Source organism: Paenibacillus sp. J22P15 (assembly GCF_056269345.1).
On sequence record NZ_JBWDNT010000015.1, the window covers coordinates 113908 to 137333 of the forward strand.

A 23426-nucleotide genomic window follows, 5' to 3' on the forward strand; every position below is an offset into this window, starting at 1 on the left:
ATTCCGCCCCCAGTTCATAACTAAACCCCATATTGCAATGCGATTTCTTTAATCGCATCTGTTAACGCATCAATTTCATCATTCGTTGTAAATATGCCTACACTTGCACGTATAGCACCTGTTTCTGATGTTCCAGCACAAGCATGTGCGAGTGGTGTGCAATGAAAACCAGCTCGCACAGCAATTCGATAATGTTGATCTAGAATAAAAGATAATTCCGATGGATCAACACTTTCCATATTGAAGGCTACAATTCCTGTTCGCTGTTCACCAAGTTTTGGTCCCAGTATTTTAATCCCCTTAACTGGTTCGAGTGCTTGAATAAGCCTCTGAGTAAGCATCCATTCCTTAGTATGGATATTGTGCACCGTCTCATTCAGTACATACTGAACACCGGCTTTGAGTCCCGCCAAGCCTGGTGTATTTTGCGTGCCTGCCTCATATCGATCCGGTCTCACTTGAGGCTGTTCAAGGGCCTCTGATTGACTCCCTGTTCCTCCATGCAATAAAGGCACTAGATTGAGCTCAGGATCGATGTACAAGCCTCCTGTGCCTTGAGGGCCAAGCAAACCTTTATGCCCTGGAAAGGCCAGCATATGAATACCCATCGACCTTACATCGATAGGCAAAATCCCTGCACTTTGCGCAGCGTCAACAAGGAGCTTAATCCCGTGTTTCCTTGTCAGTTCAGCTATTTCCGCTACAGGCATAATTGTGCCTAATAGGTTTGAACTGTGATTGACAATGGCTAACGTTGTATTGGGTCGTATCGCTAATGCAACATCATCAATATTTATATTGCCCCGTTCATCCGACTCTACATAAGTCACTTCAATACCTACCGTTTGTTCCAGAAAATACAATGGTCTTCTAACTGAGTTATGCTCTACTGAAGTAGCGATGACATGATCGCCCGGTTTCAACCAACCTTTTATCGCCATATTTAATGACATTGTCGTATTTGAGGTAAATGCAATATCATTGGGGTTTTTTATATTAAACAGCTTAGCCAACTGTTTACGCGTCTCAAACAGGATACGACTAGCACGAACAGCCATAGCATGACTGCCTCTGCCTGGGTTAGCAGCGTCATTTAACATTGCATTTATAACAGCTTCCGTTACCGAAGGAGGTTTAGGCCAAGAAGTTGCTGCATGGTCCAAATATATGATTGATTGGTCGTTCTCACTCACAAATTCCACACCTTTCTAAGTGATCTAATCAGAACAATGGCATACCTTAGTTTAATCTTTCAAAAGCAAGATTACAACTTAGGTATGCCATTGTTTGGTTAAGTCTATGCCATGTATTGAAGCAACTCTAACAAACGTTCCAAATCCTGTTTACTATAGTATTGAAGCTCAATTTTACCTTTATCTTTTTGTTGTTTAATCTTCACTGTCGTTTTGAATCTTTCACGCAGCGACTCTTCTAAATGATCGATATACGGATCACGTTTTCTTTGGCTCGGTTTCGATGTATCTTCCGGTTGCTTCGAGTCCAGCTTCTGAATAGCCTCTTCAAGCTCACGTACACTCCACTCTTGTGAAACGGTCAGATCTGCTAATTCCTTCTGCACCTTATCATCTTTAATACCGACTAATGCTCTCGCATGACCCATTGAAATTGTTCCACGTGAAACATTATCTTTAATTTCTGTAGGTAGTGAAAGTAACCGAACAAAGTTTGCAATATGAGAACGAGACTTTCCGACCTTCATAGATAGCTCTTCTTGAGTAAGTTTGAACTTATCGATGAGCGCCTGATAGGCTACTGCAACTTCAATTGCATTCAGGTCCTCACGTTGTAAGTTTTCAATAAGTGCAATTTCCATGACCTGTTGATCAGTGAAAGATCTAACTACAGCTGGTATTGTTGCATTGCCACAATATTGCGAAGCACGGAAACGTCTTTCACCTGCTATGATTTCGTAACCCTTCAACACCGTACGGACAATAATAGGTTGTATAATACCATGCTGCTTAATTGATTCTGCTAATTCCTTTATTGAATCTTCATCGAACGTTTTTCTCGGCTGATACGGATTAGGTCTCAGTTGGGATAATGAAATTTCAATCACTTTATCATCGTCATTCACAGAAAGCGATGGGATAAGCGCATCCAGCCCTCTACCTAGCCGCTTGCTCATACGTAATCACTTCCTTTGCGAGTTCAAGATAAACTTCAGCACCTTTAGAACGCGGATCGTATGTGATAATAGCTTGCCCATGTGATGGTGCTTCACTTAAGCGAACATTACGTGGGATAATCGTTTGATAAACTTTTTGTTGAAAGTATTTTTTCACTTCTTCGATAACTTGAATACCAAGGTTTGTTCTCGCGTCAAGCATAGTCAAGAGAACACCTTCAATTTGAAGCGATGTATTCAAATGTTTTTGAACGAGTCGAACGGTGTTTAATAACTGGCTTAATCCTTCAAGCGCATAATACTCACATTGAATAGGAATAAGAACAGAATCTGCTGCTGTTAACGAGTTAATTGTTAAAATGCCAAGTGATGGAGGACAATCAATAAGAACATAATCGAAATCATCCTTAACCATTTGCAAAGACTTTTTCAAACGCAGCTCCCTTGATATCGTCGGTACTAACTCAATTTCTGCACCGGCCAATTGTATAGTTGCTGGAATGATCTTTAGACCAGGAACACTAGTTTCAAACATCGCATCCTTTGGATGGACATCATTAATAAGTACATCATAAATACAGTTCGTTACGTCACCCTTATTAATACCGAGACCACTCGTCGTATTCCCTTGTGGGTCAATATCTACAAGCAGCACCCTTTTACCAAGTGATGCAAGACAGGCAGCTAAATTGACAGACGTTGTCGTTTTTCCGACACCGCCCTTCTGATTGGCGATTGCAATTATTTTTGACAAAACCAGCTCACCTCTATGTGTACAACATTTATGTGCTATTTTCCTAATACTCAATTACAAATACATCTATACAATATTAAACTATTAATTTGCTAAGTTATATAACGATGCCGCTGACAAAATGAAAAATGAGCTACAAATGGCATCGCCGCCCTCACTGAGGGCGGCACAAATAAGCATTAATTATAGCAATTGCGAAATTGATTTTTATCTTTTAGGGATCTGGATCGTAATTTCATAATGATCATCGTGATCCTTTTCATTCGTTTTAATTTGTAAGCCTGAACCAGAAACCATTTCAATGGAATGTCTGATTGTATTAAGCGCTAACCGTACATCCTTTGTAAAAGAAACACGTTTAGCCTTTTTAATTTTTGTTGATTCTTTGAGGAAAGCAATTCTAACCTCTGTTTGTTTCACATTTAAATCTTTAGCCATAATTTCCTCTAACACTTTAAGCTGCAGCTCTTCACTATCTAACGATAATAAAGCTCTTGCGTGTCGTTCTGTTATCTTCCGTTCCATTAACGCAATTTTGATGGTTTCGTTCAACATTAGCAGTCTCAATTTATTAGCAATAGTCGACTGACTCTTTCCGAGACGTTGCGCCAAACTTTCTTGCGTTAATTGATGAAGTTCGATTAACTTCTGATATGCAATCGCTTCCTCAATCGCTGACAAACCTTCTCTTTGAAGATTCTCAATTAGAGCAATAGAGGCTGTTTGCGAATCGTTGAATTCACGAACAATACCAGGAATGGTGTCATAACCAAGTTTGGTTACAGCACGCCAGCGGCGTTCCCCTGCTATAATTTCATATCTTCCATTACGCATACGAACAACGATAGGCTGAATAACACCATGCGTTTTTATCGTCTGACATAATTCTTCAATTCGGTCATCATCAAAAATCGTACGCGGTTGAAATGGGCTTGCGTCGATTTCTTGAATCGGTATTTGCCGAACTTCTTCTTGCGGTATGCGCTGCTCGGACAGGCCGAACAATCTAGAAAATTGTTCTTTCATATCGATAATTACCACCCGATCATGAGATAAACCTTGTTTGTTGATCACTTCAAATGAAAGCATGATCTCCATCATAGAGATGGGAACCATACGTTTCATATAAAACGAAAGCAGACTCAATAATAATGAAAGAGCATGCCTCTATTCTATTAAAAAGCAATCACAAGGTTTTTGCAATAAATACGCTTCAGCAGTAAGTTTGGTTCATTGCCAATTGGATTATTTCGGTTACTAGAACCTCTCTCAGGTAATAATCGTCAACTGCACGGCGAACATCCATAACAAAATCCATTCGGTAATGATAGGAGAGGCTTCAGTTAAAATATAATCAAGTATGGCTGAAAAGCATTATACGATGCTTATATTTCTCCGCGTGACGAACAGTTACCTGTCGTAAGAAGACAGTAATTTCATTCGTTTATGTAACGGTATCGTCCAGTCTCTTCATCAACTTTTATAATTCGACAATAGCTGGACGATCTCCTGCTTGACATCATTTCAGAACAAATAATTGTTATAAAAATTTGGAAATTGATTTTTTCATAGAAACAATCTAGTAATACATTTGTTTCACGTGGAACATTGTACGTCCACTACATAAGTGGTTGTTTTAGTGGAGTTCCTGCTTTTCTAGGATATTTACGCGGAGTAGCATCTAGCTTCTCTATTAAAATGATATGTCGTTCGGATTGTTCATTCGGAAGGGATAACTGGTGCTGTGATTTAATTTTCCCTTTTAGCTCTTTTAAACTAAAGGATGCCTCCCGTACTTCTTCATCTGACTGGGAGCCTTTCATCGCAGCAAACAATCCGCCTTTTTTAACGAAAGGTAAGCAAAACTCATTTAATACATTCAATCTTGCAACTGCCCTTGCAGTTACCAAATCATATTTATCTCGATGATCCGGCAATTGTGCAATATCTTCAGCTCTTCCATGCACGCATAAAACCTGGTCTAAACCAAGCTGCTCCTTCAGATGCGATAAAAATTGAATTCGTTTATTCAATGAATCAACAATCATTATCTGCAGATGAGGGAAACAAATTTTCAAGGGTATACTCGGAAAACCTGCTCCTGAACCAATATCAGCAAGCTTACGTACACTATCCATCTTTGTATAGAAAGATAATGAAACCGAATCATAAAAATGCTTTTCATAGACGGCATCCCGCTCTGTAATTCCAGTCAAATTCATCTTTTCGTTCCACTCGACAAGCAATCGATAATAAGTCTCGAACTGCTCCAGCTGGACAGAAGAGAGTGGAATTCCACTCTCCTCCATTTTTTTTGTAAACCAATTTAATGTTTCGTCCATATTATGATCCTCTCGCTGCAGTAACACGGTTATAATGCTCCAAGTAAACCAGGAGGATAGAAATATCAGCTGGCGTAACACCTGCAATACGGGAAGCTTGCCCAATTGAAAGTGGTCTGATAACGGAGAGCTTTTGCTTTGCTTCCGAAGCTAGACTACGAACATCACTATAATCAATATCGTCCGGAATCCGCTTTTTCTCCATTTTGTTCAAACGAGCTACTTGCACGAGCTGTTTTTCGATATAACCTGCATATTTGATCTGAATCTCCACTTGCTCCTTCATTTCCTCAGTCATTTCTGGAACGGAAGGAACAACTGTTTCTAACATCGCATAAGTAACCTCAGGACGACGAAGCAAAGATAAAGCGTCTGTCCCATGCTCCATTGGTGCTGTACCTGCTGTGATCAGCATTTCATTTACTTGATCAGGCTTAACTTTGGTTCCACGAAGACGTTCAATATCCAATTCAACTAATTCTTTTTTGCGTAAAAACTTATTGTAGCGTTCTTCCGAAATAAGACCAATTTCATAGCCTGTTGGAGTTAAACGCAAGTCTGCATTATCATGGCGAAGCAGCAAACGGTACTCAGCTCTTGAAGTCAGCAAGCGATAAGGATCATTGGTTCCTTTCGTAACAAGATCATCGATCATGACACCAATATAGCCATCAGCACGACCGATAATAATCGGCTCTTTTCCTTGTACCTTACGCGCTGCATTGATTCCAGCTATAACGCCTTGACCTGCTGCTTCCTCATAACCGGACGTTCCGTTAATTTGTCCAGCTGTGAATAGGCTGTCGATTACCTTTGTCTCCAGTGATGGCCACAACTGTGTTGGAACTACTGCATCATACTCAATCGCATAACCGTTACGCATCATCTCAACTTTTTCCAAACCTGGTACAGAACGTAAAATGCTCAGTTGTACATCTTCTGGCATACTAGTCGATAGACCTTGTACATAGTACTCCGAAGTATTTTTACCTTCAGGCTCTAGGAAAATCTGATGCTTTGGCTTATCTGCAAAACGAACAATTTTATCCTCAATGGATGGGCAATATCTTGGACCTGTTCCCTCAATGGCACCGGAGAACATTGGCGCACGATGCAGATTATCATTAATGATCTTGTGCGTCGCTTCAGATGTATACGTTAACCAGCAAGGCAACTGTTCATTTGTAGAGGATTCGGTTTCATGGGAGAAAAACTTAGGTTTATCATCACCAGGTTGAATTTCTGTTTTTGAGAAATCAATTGTATCCTTATGGACACGAGGCGGTGTACCTGTTTTGAAGCGAACAAGTTCCAAACCATGTTCTTTCAAGCTTGCAGAAAGTCTGACCGATGGTTGTTGATTATTTGGACCGCTCTCATACATCAGCTCGCCCATAATAATTTTACCGCGCAAATAGGTGCCCGTAGTAACAATCGTTGATTTTGCACGATACTCTGCACCTGTTTTAGTAATGATCCCTACGCATTTCCCATCCTCAACAATAAGCTCTTCAGCCAAGCCTTGTCTTAGTGTCAGATGCGGAGTTTCTTCAATTGTCTTTTTCATCAAATGCTGATAATCAAACTTGTCAGCTTGTGCACGCAATGCATGCACTGCTGGACCTTTACCCGTATTAAGCATTCGCATTTGGATGAAAGTTTTATCAATATTACGTCCCATCTCACCGCCGAGCGCATCAATTTCACGCACCACATGACCTTTTGCCGGTCCCCCGATAGATGGATTACACGGCATAAAAGCAACCATGTCTAGATTTATTGTAAGAAGCAGCGTCTCGCAGCCCATACGCGCAGCTGCAAGTGCAGATTCACAGCCCGCATGACCCGCTCCAATGACGATAACGTCATATTCACCAGCTAAATATCTCATTGTCCTTTACCCTCCTAAAGGTTTTCGAAGAAAACCACTTCGTAAGCTTTAACCATCTATACTATGCAGTCCTATAAAACAACTGCTTTATAGAAGTTACGACATAAACTATATAACATGAACATTTGCACTGTTTACTCAATAGCACTGCCCGCTCTTAGCATAATTCATCTGAGCTGAAAAAGCCTACTTCCATCTATTTCCCTAAGCAGAACTGAGAGAAAATTTGATCGATTAATGAATCGCCCGCTTCATCACCTAAAATTTCACCAAGCGACTCCCAAGCCGATCTGGCATCAATTTGAATAAGGTCAATCGGAATTCCTGTATCCGATGCTTCAATTGCATCGATAAGCGATTGCCTTGCCCGCTTCAATAAAGCAATATGTCGAACATTGCTGACATATGTCAGGTCACCCGACTCGAGCTGACCTTCAAAAAACATTTCGCTAATCGTCTTCTCTAATCGATCTAATCCGTCTTCTTCAAGAACCGACATTTTAACGATGGAATCGGCAGAAATCGACTCCTCCACCACCTCAATTTCTAATTGACGCGGCAAGTCAGTCTTATTGATGATCGCAATGACGGGGCGATCCTTCATTTGCAACAAAAGCTCTCGGTCATCAGCCTGTAACGGCTCATTATAGTTGAGCACTAACAAAATAAGATCCGCTTCCTCAAGCGCATTGCGCGAACGCTCTACACCAATTCGCTCAACCACATCCGTCGTTTCACGAATACCGGCAGTATCCAGCAGTCGAAGTGGAATGCCATTTAGCGCTACAAATTGTTCGATAACATCACGCGTCGTTCCAGGAATATCGGTAACGATAGCTTTATTCTCCTGCGTCAACACATTCATAAGAGATGATTTGCCGACATTTGGCCGTCCAACAATGGCTGTTACAATGCCTTCTCTTAATATTTTGCCTTCATTTGCGGTTTTTAACAGACGATCTATTTCATGAATAGCAGAATCGCATTGGTCGCGAATAAACGAACTCGTCATTTCCTCTACGTCATGCTCCGGATAATCGATGTTCACTTCTATATGGGCAAGCAGCTCAATAACAGTCTGCCTCAAAGCTTTGATTCTCTTTGAAAGCACACCCTCTGCTTGTTTGCGCGCAACGGAAAAAGCACGATCTGATTTTGAACGAATCAAATCTATAACAGCCTCTGCTTGCATCAAGTCGATTCGGCCATTCAGAAAGGCGCGTTTCGTAAATTCTCCAGGTTCAGCTGTTCTATAGCCATCAAGCTGTAATACGACATCAAGCACTTTTTTGACAGCAATCACGCCGCCGTGCGCATTAATTTCGACAACATCTTCTGCAGTGAAGGAGCGCGGTCCACGCATGAGTGTAACGAGTACCTCTTCAACCTCTTCTCCCGATACGGGATCAACGATATGTCCATAATGCAGCGTATGTGTATCTGCCTCTTTTAGGTTAACTTTCGAACGAAAAACAGTCGCGATACCGGATATTGCCTCTGGTCCGCTTACTCTTATTATTGCGATTCCGCCTTCTCCTACTGCTGTGGAAATGGCAGCTATCGTATCATGTACCATTGCTGTCAGCACCTCTCAAATGGAAAAACAGCAATGACCATTATGAGCCATTGCTGTGGATAGCGTATAGATTCCTATACTTTTATGTTGTACAGCCTACTGTCTCAGTGCAATAACAACTCGCCGATTCGGCTCGTCGCCTTTACTAAACGTTTTCACCTTAGGGTGATTCTGCAACTGCGAATGAATGACTTTGCGCTCATGCGGCGACATCGGCTCCAGGACAACTTCTTTCCTAGTCCGAATAACTCGTCCCGCCAAACGATCGGATAAGTCCGCTAACGTTTTGCGGCGGCGCTCTCGAAAATCCTCTGCATCAAGTACGATACGTAAATGACTGTCTGAGTAACGATTAGCCACAATATTAACCAAGTACTGTAATGCATCCAACGTTTGTCCGCGACGTCCAATCAGCATGCCAAGATCTCCGCTTCCTGTTACAGATATGTGGATACCCTCTCTTGTTTGCTTTCGATCGATGTTTACTTGCAGCCCCATCGTACCAGCAACCTCATGGAGAAATTTCTCCGCTTCCAGCATAGGATCGGGAATTAGCTCAAGCTCAACTTTCGCTTCCTTTGCGCCGAACAGTCCAAAGAAACCTTTAGTGGGCTGCTCAAGCACAACTTGTTTAACGCGGTCTTCAGTTACTTGCAATTGTAATAATCCGTTACGTACAGCATCTTCTACCGTTTTCCCCGATGCAATGATTTTCTTCATTTCGCAGGGGCCTCCTTACCCTTTTCAGATGAACGAACGTATAGGAAGTAGTTTTGAATGATTGTGTAAATGTTACTGTAAACCCAGTACAAAGGAAGAGCCGCTGGGAACGAAAGTGCCATTACAAAAATAAGCACTGGGAAGATCGCAAGCATCATACCCATACCCGGCATCGTTTGTGTTTGCTGCTTCTGCATCATTTTGGACTGAATGAAAGTGGTAGCTGCTGCGAGAATCGGAAGGATATATAGAGGATCCTTCTCACCAAGCTCAAGCCATAGGAACGTATGCTCACGAATATCAGGGTTCTTGTAGATTGAATTGTACAATGCGATAAAAATCGGCATTTGAACAAGTAAAGGCAAACAGCCCGCCATCGGATTTACTTGATGGGTTTGGAACAGCTTCATCGTCTCTTCTTGTTGCTTTTGAGGATTATCTTTATGTTTTTTCTTAATTTCAGCCATTTGCGGCTGCAACGCTTGCATAGCTTTGGAACTGCGGTATTGCTTAAGTGTTAATGGTAAGATCAATGTTCTTACAACAATCGTCAAGAGCAATATAGCGAGTCCGTAGGAACCAGAGAACCAACCTGCGAACGTATCAAGCGTAACGGCGAAATAATAGACGACGTACTTCTCCCAGAAGTTCCCCTTCAATAAATCAGCGGTCTCCGTTGTTTCCGTTGATGGAGCGCCGCATCCTGCCAGCACACCCATGAGCAGAACAAGACCGAACACTAAAATCAATTTCTTGTTTTTTGTCCAAAACAACAACATTAAAACTCCTCTCTGAGAGCCATTACATCAAGCGTCATCGGCCATAGCCGTGCTCTTGCGGCATAGCATTTGTTTCATAGCAAAATACAGGCATTGTAAACTCGTACAATCTTATATTTCCATTCTAGACTATACCATAATTTATGGGACAAGGAAACAACGAGACTGTCCATGCATCCGCTTTCTTGGAGCATGGTGTATCACGTATTTTGGGCATGCGAAGCAAGCCGGCAAAAAAACGCTAATCTGCCTGCTTCTCCTTTGACTGACTTGGGCTTTTCAGCAAGCCGGCTTTCTTCAATACATGAAGAACGCTCTTCTCCATATCCTTCATCTTCATCAAAGTAGCCGGCTTTCTCACTATTAGAATGAAGTCGGTTCTGGGAGCAATCCGTTTCTCTTGGTGACGAACGATTTCTTTAATCATTCGGCGCATGCGATTGCGTACAACCGCATTCCCAATTTTCTTACTCGCTGACACGCCAAGGCGAAATGGATCTGCCGATGGTTGTTTCGACCAATAGACGACGAATTGCCCATTCGCAAATGATTTGCCGCCCCGATAAATCCGGCTGAAGTCCTCACGATTGCGAAGACGCAATTTTCTATGCACGACTGTTGTCCACCGTTCTCTCGTTCATCTTCTAAGTATAGTTAGCAAGAGAACAGCATAATCAGCCTGCTCTCTCACACCTCAACCTCATAAGTAAAAAAAAAAGACCACCGGACGTGGTCTTCTGCTTATGCGCTTAGTACTTTTCTTCCTCTTTGACGACGCGCTGCCAAAACTTTACGTCCGTTCTTCGAGCTCATCCGTTTGCGGAATCCATGCACTTTCGCGCGTTTGCTTACATTAGGTCTAAATGTAGGTCTCATCGTTCTGCACCTCCTATACTGCGTGTTTCCAAATCAAGCGTAAACGGCTCTCGCCGTCTTGATTGACGGAGCAGCATCGTTTCGCGGTGAAATATAAGCATCATAAGTATGCACTTATAACGTCCTATATTTAAAAAAACGCCTTTTTCATTAAACCATGCTGGGCCTAAAAAGTCAATGACCGGCTCCAGCGTCATCTTGTTGATAAATATATTTTCAATGTCGACTGTGGATAAGCGCATGAAATGACTCCGTATTTCAAAAACTAATAACATGTGTACAATCCACAGGTTGGTCTAACGAACTTTGTCGAATTCTTAACAAGATATAAACAATATGTAGTGGTGTAGATAACTTTTATGCACAAGCAGTTGAGGATGTGGATAAAATATGCGAATTCGTTGAAATATAAGGCATCTTTTGCTATGATTATTATGTTTTCACTGTGGATTAGATCAATATTGCCTCAGTTTTATACACAGCCTGTGGATAACATTGTGAACAAACTCATCCCCTATTTATAACTCATTCACTGTTTATTCTTAACAATGTGGATGGTTTCGTTATAATACCCTTGTTTTCGACATTTTTTCTTGCAACTGCGCCTAATGTGGCGATTTGGATAAGGAGTGACAGTCTGTGGACAGCCATACCTATGATTTATGGCAGCAAGTGTTGTCGATCATTCAGACTAAATTAAGCAAACCGAGCTTTGACACCTGGTTTAAAGCGACGAAGGCTAATTTTGTTGATGATTCTATGCTTGAAGTAACAGCGCCGACAACATTTGCGGCCGAATGGCTGGAGGGCCGTTATACGAAGCTAATTAGAACGACACTGTTTGAGTTTTTGGGCAGACAAGTGGACGTTCGCTTCTCTATTGAAGAACCGAAGGGTGCGGAGCCCGCATATATGTTCCCGCCGAAAGCGGTGCATTCCCCTGTCATGAATGAAGAAGCAACACCTACTCATATGCTTAACCCGAAGTATACGTTTGATACATTCGTCATCGGGGCAAACAACCGTTTTGCGCATGCTGCATCGCTTGCTGTCGCAGAAGCGCCGGCGAAAGCCTACAATCCATTGTTCTTATATGGTGGAGTTGGACTCGGCAAAACCCACTTAATGCACGCAATCGGCCACTACATCATGGATCACAATCCGAATACGAAGGTTCTTTACATTTCATCCGAGAAATTCACGAACGAATTCATCAATGCAATCCGTGATAACCGTGGGGAAAGCTTCCGTACGAAATACCGTAATATCGACGTTCTGCTCATTGACGATATTCAATTTCTAGCGGGAAAAGAACAAACGCAAGAGGAATTTTTCCACACCTTTAATGCGCTGCATGAAGAACGAAAACAAATTGTCATCTCAAGTGACCGGCCTCCAAAGGAAATTCCGACGCTGGAAGAAAGGCTGCGTTCCCGCTTTGAATGGGGGCTCATTACCGACATACAGCCGCCGGATTTAGAGACGCGGATCGCTATTTTACGTAAGAAAGCGCGCGCGGAGAATCTAGACATTCCTAACGAAGCGATGATCTATATCGCTAATCAAATCGATACGAACATCCGAGAATTAGAAGGTGCTCTTATCCGGGTAGTTGCTTATTCATCCTTAATAAACGCTGACATTACGTCGCATTTAGCAGCTGAAGCGCTCAAGGATATTATTCCTTCGAGCAGGCCGAGAATGATAACGATGCATGATATTCAGACGAAGGTTGGAGAGTTCTATGGACTCCGGCTGGAAGAGTTTAAAGCGCGGAAAAGAACGAAGGCGGTAGCATATCCAAGGCAAATTGCTATGTATCTATCCAGGGAGCTGACCGATTTCTCACTTCCTAAGATAGGCGAGGCTTTTGGCGGACGTGACCATACAACAGTTATCCATGCACATGAGAAAATATCACAGCAGCTCAAGATCGATCAGGACCTGTACAAAATCATTCAAAACCTGACCGAAAAGATCAAAAATCATATGTGAACAACTAAGCAAGCCTATGCACAAGCTATTCACATGTGGATAGGCTTGCTTTATCGGTCTTCCACGGGGTTATCCACATATTCAGTGCCCCTACTACTACTACTACTAAAAATCTTTAAAAAAACATCATCAAATAAGCGTAAACGACAAACTCTTTCCTTTCGTGAAAAAAGCTCGTTTCGCGTCGAAATATAAGCATCGTATAACGATCAAATTCGTATATCCTTATATTTAAAAGATAAGCAGCTGACACCCTTTTCATAAAAATCGTGTCGAACGAGCTCATACTTGGATGAATTTATAAGAACGCTAGGAGTGAAATCATGAAATTAACAATCTCAAAAAATGAATTAAACGATGCGATCCAGCAAGTAGCGAAAGCTGCTTCTTCACGTCCTGCTATACCTATACTCGGCGGTATCAAAATCGAGGTTACACATTTAGGGGTAACACTTACAGCAAGCGATACCGATATCTCCATTCAAAGTTTCATCCCTGTGGAAAGAGATCAATTCGTTATTGCACATGTGGATAAGCCAGGAAGCGTCGTTTTACCGGCTAAGTTTTTTGTGGAGATTGTAAAAAAGCTCCCATCCGAGCAAGTCGTAATCGATGTCAGCAATACTTATCAGACAATAATCCGTTCAGGTTCAACTGAAATTCAAATGGTCGGATTAGATCCTGAAGAATTCCCAGTACTTCCTTCCATCGAACAAAATGAAGTATTGCAAATGCCTGGTGATTTATTAAAGGCGATGATCCGTCAAACCGTTCTTGCAGCTTCAACAAGTGAACAAACACCTATTTTGACAGGTGTACTTTGGAACTTGCTCGAAGGAGAATTAAAATTTGTTGCTACTGATCGTCATCGTTTGGCTAGCCGTACTGCACAAGTCGACACCGATGCTCAATTAAAATTCAGCAATGTTGTTATTTCCGCGAAAACACTTGGCGAGTTATCGAAGCTCGTTCCAGAGCATAATGCGCTTGTTGATATCGTTGTAACAGACAATCAGGTTTTGTTTAAACTAGGAAACGTATTATTTTATACGCGTATTCTTGACGGAACCTATCCCGATACTTCTAAGATTATTCCGCAAACGTTCAAAACAGAACTTGTACTTGATACAAAAAATGTGATGGACGCTATTGATCGTGCCTATCTCATGTCCCGCGAGGAAAAAACAAATATTGTACGCTTAATGACGCTTGAAGATGGAACAATCGAAATTTCATCAAGCTCAACGGAGCTAGGCAGAGTAACAGAGCAGCTTGAAGCCAAAGAATTTAATGGCGAGCCGCTTAGAATTGCATTTAACTCCAAGTACATGCTTGATGTGCTTAAGGTCATTGATAGCGAACAATTGTTTATTGGTTTTACAGGCGCAATGAGCCCAATTATTATAAAACCAATGGATCACGCATACAGCATGTATGTTATCTTGCCTTATAGAACAACGGGCTAAACTATAATATAAGCAAGAAGGGAATGACCTATTTCCATGAAAGAAATCGTCATCAAGACGGAATATATAACTCTCGGTCAATTTTTAAAGCTATCCGATTGTATTTCAACAGGCGGTCATGCGAAATTTTTTCTTCAAGAGAACACTGTAATTATCAACGGAGAAGCAGATAACCGCAGAGGAAGAAAATTGTATGCTGGTGATAAAGTAGAGGTTGAAGGCTGCGGTAACTTTACGGTAGGTAGAGAGTAGCGCGCCAATGGACCGGGAGGTCAAAACGTGTTTTTAACGAGCTTACAACTGCAAAACTATCGGAACTATAGCGAAATTGATCTGCAAACGCCGAATAAGGTTAATATATTTCTTGGCCCAAACGCTCAAGGCAAAACAAACCTGCTCGAGGCTATCTTCGTACTGGCATTAACCAAATCTCATCGAACATCGAAGGATAAGGAGCTTATTGGCTGGCAGGCCGATTCCGCTCATATCTCAGGCGAAGTCGATAAGAAGTATGGAGCGATTAAGCTGGATCTCTTTTTCTCATCACAAGGGAAAAAAGCGAAAATTAACGGACTTGAGCAGCGTAAGCTGAGTGATTTCATCGGCTCGGTGAACGTGGTTATGTTTGCGCCAGAGGATCTTGAAATTGTAAAAGGAACGCCGGGGGTACGAAGACGGTTTCTCGATATGGAAATCGGACAAGTACAGCCCGGCTATTTGTATACACTCCAGCAGTATGGAAAAGTACTTCAGCAGCGAAACAATTTTTTGAAAGCCTCGTACCCAGGAGGGGCAAACCAAACGATGCTGGAAGTATGGAACATGCAGCTCGCTGAGCACGGTGTTAAAATCATGAAAAAAAGGAAACACTTTATACATAAATTACAAACGTTTGCAGAACAAATCCATGCAGGCATAACGAACGGTGCGGAACAGCTCACAATTGAGTACCGCCCTTCTTTTGATACGGATGCCCAGCAAGATGAATCTGTTTTATTTGATCAATTTATGATAAAGTTAACACAGGTGAAAGATCAGGAGATTCGCAGAGGGGTTACGCTCGTGGGACCGCATCGCGATGATTTGGCGTTTTTTATTAATGGCAAAGAAGCGCAGACGTATGGATCACAAGGGCAGCAGCGAACAACGGCCTTGTCTTTAAAATTGGCAGAAATAGAGCTCATTAACGAGGAAATCGGTGAATATCCGCTTTTACTGCTTGACGATGTGCTGTCAGAGCTTGATCAGAATCGTCAAACGCAGCTTATTGAGACATTTCAAAGTAAAGTACAAACCTTTATTACAACGACCGGCCTTGAAAGCGTGAATGTGAGCAGGCTTCAGGATGCCGGTATCTACCATGTGCACAACGGCCGAGTGACACGTTAAAGTGCGATTAGGAGAGGTGAGGAAAGGGACATGTACATCCATTTGGGCGGCGAGAAAATAATTCGGGCTGCGGAGTTGGTGGCCATTTTTGATATTTCTATCGAGCAATCCTCTAAACTATCCAAGCAATTCGTTGCGGGGGCACGTAAACGTAAGGACGTTGAAACGATAGGTGAGGAAGAGCCGAAATCGATCGTTGTAACGAAGCAAAAAATATATTATTCGCCTATTTCATCCTCTACGCTTAAGAAAAGAGCCCATCAGTTTGTGGCGAACGGCTAGAGTGTAGGTGATCAGGAACAGCAGTTGAGAGGAGCAGTGAAGTTACATGTCTTTGGAACAGCATACGTATGACGAGAGTCAGATACAGGTCTTGGAAGGATTAGAGGCAGTACGCAAACGTCCGGGGATGTATATTGGCTCCACTAGTGGCAAAGGTCTTCACCATCTCGTATGGGAGGTTGTTGATAACAGTATTGACGAGGCTTTGGCCGGTTATTGCTCAAAGATCCAAATTATCGTACATGAGAATAACAGCGTCACTGTAATCGATAATGGACGCGGAATCCCTGTTGGCGAGAATGCGAAACTGAAAAAATCGACGCTAGAAGTCGTTATGACTGTTTTGCATGCGGGAGGTAAGTTCGGCGGAGAGGGCTATAAAGTATCCGGCGGCTTGCACGGGGTCGGCGTATCTGTCGTAAACGCACTGTCCGAGCTTGTCATTGTTCAAGTAAAACGCGAGGGCCACATCTATCAGCAAGAGTATCGCAAGGGTGCTCCGCAATATGATATAAAAATTATCGGTGATACGACGGACACGGGGACGCAGGTTACGTTTACGCCGGATTCAGAAATATTCACGGAAACAACTGTGTTTGACTATGAGACGCTGCAGTCGCGTATTCGCGAGCTTGCGTTTTTGAATAAAGGAATTGAAATTGTTCTTTCTGATGAACGTACAGGCGTATCCAATACTTTTAAATATGATGGCGGTATAATCGAGTTTGTCAAATACTTAAACCGCAATCGCGAGCCTCTTCATGAAACTCCGATTTATGTAGAAGGTTCGAAAGACCATATTAATGTCGAGGTTGCTTTGCAATATAACGACAGCTATACAGAGAACATTTATTCCTTTGCGAATAATATCAATACACATGAAGGCGGTACGCATGAATCCGGATTTAAAAGCGCTCTGACACGGATCATTAACGACTACGCCCGAAAAACGAACTTGATCAAGGACAATGATTCGAATTTCTCTGGCGATGATGTGCGCGAGGGACTGACAGCGATTATTTCGGTGAAAATTCCTGAACCGCAATTCGAGGGACAAACCAAGACGAAGCTTGGTAACAGTGAAGTCCGCGGAATTGTAGAATCATTTTTTGCTGAGAAGCTGCAGGAATTCCTTGAGGAGAACCCAGCGGTATCTCGCAAAATCGTAGAGAAGGGTTTGTCTGCCGCTCGTGCTCGTGAAGCAGCGCGCAAAGCGCGTGAGCTGACTCGTCGCAAGAGCGCTCTGGAGGTAGGATCCCTGCCAGGTAAGCTTGCTGACTGCTCATCTAAGGATGCATCAATTAGCGAGCTGTACATCGTAGAGGGTGACTCTGCAGGCGGGTCTGCCAAGCAAGGTCGCGATCGTCATTTCCAAGCGATTTTGCCGCTTCGCGGTAAGATTTTGAACGTAGAAAAGGCTCGCCTCGATCGGATTCTTGGCAGCGCTGAGATTCGTGCTATCATTACAGCGCTTGGTACCGGTATTAGCGATGATTTCGACTTAGTTAAGGCACGCTATCACAAAATCATTATTATGACCGATGCTGACGTTGATGGTGCTCACATTCGTACGCTTATCTTGACTTTCTTCTATCGCTATATGCGTCAGATTATAGATGCAGGATATATTTATATTGCACAGCCTCCTCTATTCAAAATTGAGCGTAATAAGGTTATTCGCTACGCGCAGACCGAGAAGGAACGCGATAGTATTATTGCTGAATTTGGAGAAGGCGTCAAAGTGAACGTTCAACGCTATAAAGGTCTTGGAGAGATGAACGCTACTCAGCTTTGGGAGACAACGATGGATCCTGAAAGCCGCACGATGCTCCAGGTGACGATTGAGGATGCAATGGAAGCTGATATCGTGTTCGACACGCTTATGGGGGACAATGTTGAACCTCGGCGGGAGTTTATTCAAAAATACGCTAGATACGTAACAAATCTAGATGTCTAAAATAAAATGTACAAAAAAAGAAGCAGCCGCCCGTTATGGACGTCTGCTTCTTTTTTTGAAACGTCCATAGGCAACCGCATAATTATATACTTTATGAAAGACGCTTTGATCAGGTAGTTTTCGAAAGATAAATGGATCGGGCTTTGTATTAACTTCCAAAATCCATGGATGCAGCTTTGCGTCGATTGCAATATCGACACCGAGCTCTTTTATATTAGGATAAGCAGTTTCCATTTGGCGTGCGATGGCGATACTTACTTTTTTTAAATTGTTTTTGAAGGCAGTAAGTTCGAAAGAATTAGCATGACCATTCATGAGCTGTTCAAGTGCCATCGGAGTGCCGCCGCTATGATAATTGGTCACGATTTTTGCAGGATGAGCGAGTCTACCGATAATACCGGTTGCTTCCCACTCATGACGAGGATTTTTTTGAACCATGACGCGAATGTCGAACCGGCGCTGTTGATGCCGAAGCAAATGAATTCCTTTTTGAACAATGTAGCTTCGGTTTTTCTTTTCTCTAACAAGTTTCAGATACAGTTGTTCGAAAGAAGTGAAAAACATGATCTTTTTTTCAAGTTGATAGCGGTAGCCAAGAGCAGGAACTGTTGTTCTTTCCACACGAATGACGCCATTTCCGAATGTACCGTTTATCGGCTTGACGTAGACCATTCCATATTCACTTAGCATCGATTGAAGGCTGCCGCGTCCGAATATCTTCGTTGGAGGCATATAAGAGCGTAAATAATCCGATCTAAGGATCACTTTTGTTTTAGCCCATTTACTCGAAACACGCTGAATACTCAACAATTTTCCTCCTTTCCGAATGCTGCTTTTCCTATCGTTAATTTGAAATGAGGCAGGAGACAGACTTTGGATTGAGTGGTATAATGGAAGTTGGGTCTGTTTATTCTATGGCAGGTTTTCATTTATGGAGAGCGGCAATTCACCTATTTTTAATACACAATGATGTAAGTTTCAGTGGAATTCCAAAAGCACGAGCAAAAAAGGTTTATAAGCTCGCTTTTTGAGAAAGTAATATAAGTGTTATGTTGATTAATGAGTAGCTATAGATGGCGTCAGGGAGGTAAATCATGACGGAAGAACAACGTTTATCTGTAAGAGATCGGGATATTGGTACGGAGATGCGTGATTCCTTTATGGATTACGCAATGAGTATCATCGTAAGTCGTGCTCTTCCCGATGTTAGGGATGGACTTAAGCCTGTACATCGGCGCATATTGTATGCCATGTCTGAGCTCGGCATGTCGCCGGACAAGCCGCACAAGAAGTCGGCGAGAATAGTAGGAGAAGTAATAGGTAAGTACCATCCGCACGGTGATTCTGCAGTATATGAGTCAATGGTACGGATGGCACAGGATTTCTCCATGCGTTATATGCTCGTAGATGGACATGGTAACTTTGGTTCAGTTGATGGCGATTCTGCAGCTGCCATGCGTTATACGGAAGCTCGTCTTTCGAAAATGGCAATGGAACTGCTACGTGATATCAACAAAGAAACGATTGATTTTATCCCCAACTATGATGGTGAAGAATCGGAGCCAGTCGTATTGCCAGCGCGTTATCCAAACCTTCTCGTAAACGGGGTTACGGGGATAGCGGTAGGTATGGCTACAAATATTCCTCCTCATAACTTGAATGAGGTTATCGATGGGGTACAGGCTCTAATTACTAATCCGGATATTACACCAGTCGAGCTAATGGAATATATAAAAGGTCCGGATTTCCCAACAGCTGCTTTTGTAATGGGCCGTCAAGGCATTCGTCAGGCTTACCTGACAGGCCGTGGTTCTGTAACGATGCGGGCACGGGCAACCATTGAGGAGAATAATGGCAAAGCACGCATCATTGTGCATGAACTGCCATATCAAGTCATTAAAGCTCGACTAGTTGAGAAAATAGCTGAACTCGTTCGTGAGAAGAAAATCGAAGGTATTACGGACTTACGCGATGAATCGGATCGTAACGGCATGCGTGTAGTTATTGAGCTGCGCCGAGATGTTAACCCAAGCATAGTGCTCAACAATTTGTACAAACAAACGCAACTGCAGTCTAACTTTGGAATTAACATGCTGGCACTTGTAAATGGTGAGCCTAAGACGCTTAACATTCGCGATATGCTTTATCATTATTTGCAGCATCAGATCGTGGTTATTCGTCGTCGTACGGAATACGATCTTAAGAAGGCTGAAGCACGGGCGCACATTTTGGAAGGCTTGCGTATCGCACTTGATCATTTGGATGAGGTCATTGCATTAATTCGTGCTTCTCAAACAGCAGACCAAGCTCGTGAAGGTTTGATCACTAGATTCTCGCTCAGTCATGAGCAGGCACAAGCCATTCTAGATATGCGCTTGCAGCGCTTGACTGGTCTAGAAAGAGATAAAATTGAAGCAGAGTACGCAGAATTAATGCGTAAAATTGCTGAATTTAAGGCTATTTTGGCCGATGAACAGCTTGTGCTTGATATAATCAGTACGGAGCTTGCGGAAGTGAAGGACCGTTTCGGAGATGAGCGTCGTACCGAGCTGATGGCGAGTGACGAGGAAATTCTGGACGAGGATCTTATTCCGCGTGAGGATGTTATTATCTCCATTACACATTCAGGCTACATTAAGCGTTTGCCAGTAGGTACTTATCGCAGTCAGAAACGCGGCGGTAAAGGCGTAGTCGGCATGGGTACTAAGGATGATGATTTCGTAGAGCATCTATTCGTATCCAATACACATCACTACCTTCTATTCTTTACGAATAAGGGCAAAGTGTATAAGCTGAAAGCCTATGAGATTCCTGATCTCAACCGTACTGCACGCGGTACACCAATCATTAACCTCATTCAAATTGAGCAAGGTGAGACGATCAATGCGGTCATACCTGTTCAAGAATTTGATGCGGAACATTTCTTGTTCTTTGCCACAAGGCAAGGGGTTGTGAAGAAAACTCCACTTGATGATTATATCAATATTCGGAAAGTGGGACTAATTGCAATCTCGCTTCGTGAGGACGATGATCTTATCGGGGTGAAGCTGACTGACGGAAACCAAGAAATCATTATGGGTACGGCAGAAGGTATGTCCATTCGTTATTCCGAGCAGGATGTTCGTTCAATGGGGCGTTCAGCTACCGGCGTAAAAGGCATTCAGCTTGATGATAAAGATACTGTTATCGATATGGATGTTATCGTCCCGGATAAGGACATTCTAATCGTTACTTCTAAAGGTTACGGTAAACGGACGCCAGTTGCTGATTACCGTATTCAGAACCGTGGCGGTAAAGGAATTAAGACGCTTAACGTTACCGATAAGAACGGACCGATTGTATCGCTCAAAGTTGTTGAGAACGATGAGGATCTTATGATTATGACGGCATCTGGTACGATGATTCGTACCAGCATGGAAGGCATATCTACAATGGGTAGAAATACACAAGGTGTAAGACTCATTAATACACGTGAAGATGATACGGTAGCAACGGTTACCCGTGTCGCTCGCAGTGAAGAAAACGAAGTATTAGATGAGAATGAAGAGCAGGATAGCAGCGAAGCTCCACAAGAGTAATTTCAGTAGACGCAGTGCTGACTTAAGTCACATGACGAAGTCAGCCTGGGTTTGCCGTATTACTTGGGAATACATAATAATATTCAGGCACAAGGGGAGAGGACTCTCGTGGCAGCAGTAACATTGTTACATCTCAAGTTAGGCGACAAAATCATTGAAGATGTCCTCACACCGCTTGGAAGTACTTTATTTCAAAAGGGAAAAATTGTTACCCCCAAAGAAATCGAAATATTGCAAGCATTTCTTATAACCAGTGTTGAGATTAGATCCAATCAAGATTCAAGTAAAACAAAAGAGGATGCGGCTGAGGATGTTAGCCAGGAGACGAGTTCAGCTATAGTCGCAGCTCCCCTTCATGAAGAGTACGACAAAATGATTGTTATTTTACGACAAGTATTTAACTCTGCTGTTGCTGGTCAAACTATGGCGATCATGGATATTCGGAAGCAGCTTGAGAAAATACTGGAGCATATAAAGAGCTATAACCTGCTGACTTTTGTACCGCGTCAATTTATGGAGAAAGACTATTTGCTTCATAATAGCATTACGTGTGCCTTAACCTCCTATCAAATTGCCCAGTGGACTGGCTTTCCTCAAAAGGATTGGATGCAAATTGCATTTGCTGGTTTATTGCATGATATCGGAAACGTTCGTATCGACAAAGCGATCTTAACGAAGCCCAATTCCTTATCTGTAGAGGAAAAAGAGGAAATGATGCGCCATACGGTTCTTGGTTATCAATTACTCAAAAATGTAACTGCTCTTAATGAAGGCGTTAAGATGGCTGCACTTCAACATCATGAGAAGATTGATGGAACTGGTTATCCGCTCGGCATAGATGCGACAAAGATACACCCTTATGCCAAAATCGTAGCAATTGCTGATATTTTTCATGCGATGACCTTGAACAAGGCTTACAGGAAAGCAGCTTCACCTTACCTCGTATTGGAGCAAATCCAAAGTGATTCATTCGGGAAGCTTGATCCAACATACGTTCGTATATTTGTTGAGAAGGCTACACAGTTTCACAACGGGACGCTCGTTAAGCTTAGCGATGAGCGTATTGGAGAGATTGTGTTCTCGGATCGTAACTACCCGACTAGGCCATGGGTATCTATAGATGGTGCAATCGTCAACCTAATCGTTGAACGACATCTTCATATTAAAGAAGTGCACAAACAATAAAACCTTAAAGAAGAATGAGGTAAGTGTGTATACGTTATTGGAGACTAAGTCATGTCTTCTGAACGTATCAACATACTTATCTTTTTTAATTGTATTTAATGAATAATTAATTAGAGAAAGGAAATTATATATTATGTTGCAGCAAGATAAACGATTTAAGTACTTATAAAGCCTATTGTTAAGGTAAAAAGAAGGCATGAAATGCTAATGTAAAAAGTTTTTCGCAAAAAATGAAAAAAACACTTGCAATGCCATAGGCACCTATGATATATTATCTAAGTCGCCAACGAGATACACGGTGATGCGAAAGAAAAGATTGTTCTTTGAAAACTGAACAACGAGTAATAAACTGCCCTTATGATTCTAGTGAATCGTAAGAAAAAGCGATAAAAAAGTAATGAGCAAGTCAAACACCAATTTGGAGAGTTTGATCCTGGCTCAGGACGAACGCTGGCGGCGTGCCTAATACATGCAAGTCGAGCGGAGT

21 protein-coding genes and 1 rRNA gene are annotated in these 23426 nt (G+C 42.4%); 9 read left to right on the top strand and 13 right to left on the bottom strand.

All coding sequences use genetic code 11. The annotated features are described in order from the left end of the window. Positions 1-20 precede the first annotated feature (20 nt). The 12 genes from AC0YN6_RS23285 to AC0YN6_RS23340 form a co-directional block, all read right to left on the bottom strand. Positions 21-1193 (bottom strand): aminotransferase class V-fold PLP-dependent enzyme, encoded by a 1173-nt coding sequence (locus AC0YN6_RS23285; RefSeq protein WP_475749774.1) that lies wholly within the window; start codon positions 1191-1193, stop codon positions 21-23. 104 nt (positions 1194-1297) lie between these two features. After that, positions 1298-2149, bottom strand: coding sequence for a ParB/RepB/Spo0J family partition protein (locus AC0YN6_RS23290; RefSeq protein WP_475749775.1), 852 nt, complete (start codon positions 2147-2149; stop codon positions 1298-1300). Further along, the gene (locus AC0YN6_RS23295; RefSeq protein ID WP_475749776.1) at positions 2130-2903 is read right to left on the bottom strand and encodes a ParA family protein; all 774 of its coding nucleotides are present in this window, start codon (positions 2901-2903) and stop codon (positions 2130-2132) included. Before AC0YN6_RS23295 ends, AC0YN6_RS23290 begins: the two co-directional genes overlap by 20 nt. Before the next feature lie 207 nt (positions 2904-3110). Beyond that, the gene (gene noc, locus AC0YN6_RS23300) at positions 3111-3929 is read right to left on the bottom strand and encodes a nucleoid occlusion protein (protein ID WP_475749777.1); all 819 of its coding nucleotides are present in this window, start codon (positions 3927-3929) and stop codon (positions 3111-3113) included. A 593-nt stretch (positions 3930-4522) separates the two neighbouring features. Next, a complete protein-coding gene (rsmG, locus tag AC0YN6_RS23305) occupies positions 4523-5212 on the bottom strand; it encodes a 16S rRNA (guanine(527)-N(7))-methyltransferase RsmG (RefSeq protein ID WP_475749798.1) in 690 nt (229 codons plus the stop codon). Positions 5213-5246: 34 nt separating this feature from the next. Next, entirely contained in the window at positions 5247-7136 is a 1890-nt protein-coding gene (gene mnmG / locus AC0YN6_RS23310; protein WP_475749778.1) for a tRNA uridine-5-carboxymethylaminomethyl(34) synthesis enzyme MnmG, read from the bottom strand. A 196-nt stretch (positions 7137-7332) separates the two neighbouring features. Then, positions 7333-8712, bottom strand: coding sequence for a tRNA uridine-5-carboxymethylaminomethyl(34) synthesis GTPase MnmE (gene mnmE / locus AC0YN6_RS23315; RefSeq protein ID WP_475749779.1), 1380 nt, complete (start codon positions 8710-8712; stop codon positions 7333-7335). Between the two features lie 96 nt (positions 8713-8808). Continuing rightward, positions 8809-9432 (bottom strand): RNA-binding cell elongation regulator Jag/EloR, encoded by a 624-nt coding sequence (jag, locus tag AC0YN6_RS23320; protein ID WP_475749780.1) that lies wholly within the window; start codon positions 9430-9432, stop codon positions 8809-8811. After that, positions 9429-10211, bottom strand: coding sequence for a YidC/Oxa1 family membrane protein insertase (locus AC0YN6_RS23325; RefSeq protein WP_475749781.1), 783 nt, complete (start codon positions 10209-10211; stop codon positions 9429-9431). Before AC0YN6_RS23325 ends, jag begins: the two co-directional genes overlap by 4 nt. Before the next feature lie 241 nt (positions 10212-10452). Next, positions 10453-10824 carry a ribonuclease P protein component gene (gene rnpA / locus AC0YN6_RS23330; RefSeq protein ID WP_475749782.1) on the bottom strand — a complete coding sequence of 124 codons (372 nt, stop codon included), beginning with the start codon at positions 10822-10824 and terminating at the stop codon, positions 10453-10455. A gap of 128 nt (positions 10825-10952) precedes the next feature. Further along, positions 10953-11087, bottom strand: coding sequence for a 50S ribosomal protein L34 (gene rpmH, locus AC0YN6_RS23335; RefSeq protein WP_308997689.1), 135 nt, complete (start codon positions 11085-11087; stop codon positions 10953-10955). Further along, the gene (locus AC0YN6_RS23340; RefSeq protein WP_475749783.1) at positions 11084-11329 is read right to left on the bottom strand and encodes a hypothetical protein; all 246 of its coding nucleotides are present in this window, start codon (positions 11327-11329) and stop codon (positions 11084-11086) included. Before AC0YN6_RS23340 ends, rpmH begins: the two co-directional genes overlap by 4 nt. Positions 11330-11726: 397 nt before the next feature. Between AC0YN6_RS23340 and dnaA the strand changes: the two genes are divergently transcribed. From dnaA to gyrB, 6 genes are all read left to right on the top strand, one after another. Then, positions 11727-13082, top strand: a complete 1356-nt coding sequence (gene dnaA / locus AC0YN6_RS23345) for a chromosomal replication initiator protein DnaA (RefSeq protein WP_475749784.1) — start codon at positions 11727-11729, stop codon at positions 13080-13082. Between the two features lie 323 nt (positions 13083-13405). Next, positions 13406-14548 (top strand): DNA polymerase III subunit beta, encoded by a 1143-nt coding sequence (gene dnaN, locus AC0YN6_RS23350; protein ID WP_475749785.1) that lies wholly within the window; start codon positions 13406-13408, stop codon positions 14546-14548. A 36-nt stretch (positions 14549-14584) separates the two neighbouring features. After that, positions 14585-14800, top strand: a complete 216-nt coding sequence (gene yaaA, locus AC0YN6_RS23355) for a S4 domain-containing protein YaaA (RefSeq protein ID WP_475749786.1) — start codon at positions 14585-14587, stop codon at positions 14798-14800. 27 nt (positions 14801-14827) lie between these two features. Next, entirely contained in the window at positions 14828-15937 is a 1110-nt protein-coding gene (gene recF, locus AC0YN6_RS23360) for a DNA replication/repair protein RecF (RefSeq protein ID WP_475749787.1), read from the top strand. 30 nt (positions 15938-15967) lie between these two features. After that, positions 15968-16219, top strand: a complete 252-nt coding sequence (gene remB / locus AC0YN6_RS23365) for an extracellular matrix regulator RemB (RefSeq protein WP_054025778.1) — start codon at positions 15968-15970, stop codon at positions 16217-16219. A 46-nt stretch (positions 16220-16265) separates the two neighbouring features. Next, positions 16266-18176, top strand: coding sequence for a DNA topoisomerase (ATP-hydrolyzing) subunit B (gene gyrB, locus AC0YN6_RS23370; RefSeq protein WP_475749788.1), 1911 nt, complete (start codon positions 16266-16268; stop codon positions 18174-18176). A gap of 33 nt (positions 18177-18209) precedes the next feature. Here gyrB and AC0YN6_RS23375 read toward each other — a convergent pair whose 3' ends face one another. Beyond that, complete coding sequence (locus AC0YN6_RS23375) at positions 18210-18983, bottom strand: YheC/YheD family protein (protein WP_475749789.1); 774 nt, start codon at positions 18981-18983, stop codon at positions 18210-18212. A gap of 287 nt (positions 18984-19270) precedes the next feature. Between AC0YN6_RS23375 and gyrA the strand changes: the two genes are divergently transcribed. The 3 genes from gyrA to AC0YN6_RS23390 all read left to right on the top strand — a co-directional run. Continuing rightward, positions 19271-21754, top strand: coding sequence for a DNA gyrase subunit A (gene gyrA, locus AC0YN6_RS23380; RefSeq protein WP_475749790.1), 2484 nt, complete (start codon positions 19271-19273; stop codon positions 21752-21754). A gap of 108 nt (positions 21755-21862) precedes the next feature. Further along, positions 21863-22939: an HD-GYP domain-containing protein gene (locus AC0YN6_RS23385; protein WP_475749791.1), complete on the top strand. Its 1077-nt coding sequence runs from the start codon at positions 21863-21865 to the stop codon at positions 22937-22939. A gap of 415 nt (positions 22940-23354) precedes the next feature. Next, positions 23355-23426 (top strand): 16S ribosomal RNA (locus AC0YN6_RS23390); the annotation flags it as partial.